This is a genomic window from Rickettsia endosymbiont of Culicoides newsteadi, assembly GCF_002259525.1.
Taxonomy (GTDB): Bacteria; Pseudomonadota; Alphaproteobacteria; order Rickettsiales; family Rickettsiaceae; genus Tisiphia.
On the sequence record NZ_MWZE01000140.1, the window covers coordinates 1 to 2,229 of the forward strand.

The window sequence follows — 2,229 nt, forward strand, 5'->3', positions numbered from 1 at the left end:
CACTAAATGGTTTTGCTTTATAGTACATTGAAGAACGATTAATCTTTAATAATTCATATTGCCTTGTCTTTGGTAACATTGCTAGCTTGGAATCGACAAGTTCTTTTCTATTTGATAAGTCCAAGCTTTGTAGCTTTCCCACAGCCCAATCTCTCTCTACTATTGTTTTTCCAAGAGTTTTCGCTAATTCATCATTTTGTTCTTTCAGCATATTAATTTGTTCCTGATATTTACTTACCAGTTTTGCTGGTTCAAAAGCCAATGCTGCATTTGATATAAATTGTTTTTTCCAATTACTAATTGTCTTTGAGTTTATCTCATATTTTGATGCTATCACTGATAATGGACTCTCTTCTTTCAGCACTTCTAATACTATCCTAGTTTTTTCTTCAGCACTAAAAACTCTTGCTTTTTCTTTTGTCATTTTTTCTCCTAATTTTTTCTTATTATTTTATCTTAATTAGGAAACTTTTAACTCTATTTTTTTTGTCCATTTTCTTCAGTCCATTATAATTAGTCGTTATAAGCCATCTTATGATCAATTAAAACAAGTCGTCTATAATAGTATTAAATATTCTTTCTTAACGGAAGAGGAAAAGAAAAAACAACTTAATTTGCTTGATAAAAAGTTTATTCTTTTTGAAGAAAATATAGCTTTTCATAGTAAAGCGTTTATCGATATATCCAAAAATGTAAAAAAGAATAATATTTGATAAAAAAGAAAGCAGATGCAGTCATGAATCAACTATATCTAAAAGTTTTCACATTTTTTTGAATATATCCTCTCTTCAATCTCGTGACGAAAATGACGAATTAAACCTTGAATAGGCCAAGCAGAGGCATCTCCAAGACCGCAAATAGTACGCCCCTCGATCATTTTAGTCACGTCTAACAATTGATCTATTTCTTCTATTTTTGCCTGACCTCGTACTAATCTCATCATAATTCGCCACATCCACCCTGTGCCTTCTCTGCATGGGCTACACTGACCACAAGATTCATGCATGTAGAATTTACTAAGCCTGGCAATAGCATAAATAATATCTGTAGAATTATCCATGACAATAATTCCACCAGTCCCAAGAGCCGAGCCAGCTAATTTCAAACTATCAAAATCCATTGCCAAATCTTCACATAGTGACTTTGGTAACAATGGTACTGACGAACCACCTGGAATAATAGCTTTCAGATTATCCCAACCACCACGTACACCTCCAGCATATTTTTCTATCAATTCCTTTAAAGGTATGCCCATAGCTTCTTCAGCATTACATGGTCTATTTACGTGACCAGAAATACAGAAAATTTTCGTGCCGGTACTGTTAGGCTTCCCGATTGAAGCAAACCAATCCCCCCCACGTCTAAGTATAGTAGGTACAACGGCAATTGACTCAACATTATTAATAGTTGTTGGACAACCATATAAGCCGAAATTAGCTGGAAATGGTGGTTTCAGTCTAGGAAATCCCTTGTTACCCTCTAAACTCTCGAGTAGAGCTGTTTCCTCGCCGCAAATATATGCCCCAGCCCCTCTATGCAAATAAATATCAAGTTTATACCCAGTACCACAAGCATTATCACCTATAAAACCAGCATCATAAGCTTCATCTATAGCCCGTTGCACATTGGATGCTTCGTTATAAAATTCACCACGAATATATATATAGCAAGTATGTGCGTTAATAGCAAAACTGGCAAGCAAACAGCCTTCAAGCAATTTGTGCGGCTCATGTCTTAAAATATCACGATCCTTGCATGTACCAGGCTCTGATTCATCAGCATTAACTACTAAATAGCTAGGTTTCGGGTGTTCTTTAGGCATAAACGACCATTTGAGACCAGTTGGAAATCCAGCACCGCTCCGTCCTCGCAAACCTGATTTTTTTATTTCATCAATTATCCATTCTCTACCTCTAATAATAAAATCTTTTGTATTATCCCAATCTCCACGTTGCTGGCTACTTATTATATCATATTTTTTCTGTCCACTAAGATTAGAAAAAATTTTATTGCTAGTTTGTAACATAATTTACTCTTAGAATATCTACAAATGAGAGTATAGATGAAGGTAAATAATTGTGAAGAATAAATTTAGGGGTTTTTATCAGGATAGTTTAAAAGTCGTAATTTTAAGCCACCAAGATCCAAATTTACGTCAATTCGGGATAAGGTTATAATTTAGAGGAAAGTCGAAATTGCAATTTATGGAAGGTTTATTTTTCTTAAGAG

The 2,229-nt window shown here is 34.4% G+C and carries 2 protein-coding genes; both read right to left on the bottom strand.

Annotation, left to right across the window (positions count from 1 at the left end):
• Positions 1-424 (bottom strand): transposase (locus tag RiCNE_RS06795; RefSeq protein WP_157905707.1); only part of this gene is annotated, 424 nt, incomplete at its 3' end.
• 327 nt (positions 425-751) lie between these two features.
• Positions 752-2,026, bottom strand: a complete 1,275-nt coding sequence (gene nuoF / locus RiCNE_RS06800; RefSeq protein ID WP_094649804.1) for an NADH-quinone oxidoreductase subunit NuoF — start codon at positions 2,024-2,026, stop codon at positions 752-754.
• Between the last annotated feature and the right edge of the window lie 203 nt (positions 2,027-2,229).

Bases quoted from the DNA above. Each gene is read 5' to 3' on its own strand.
- nuoF (WP_094649804.1), bottom strand. From the start codon at position 2,026: ATGTTACAAACTAGCAATAAAATTTTTTCTAATCTTAGTGGACAGAAA.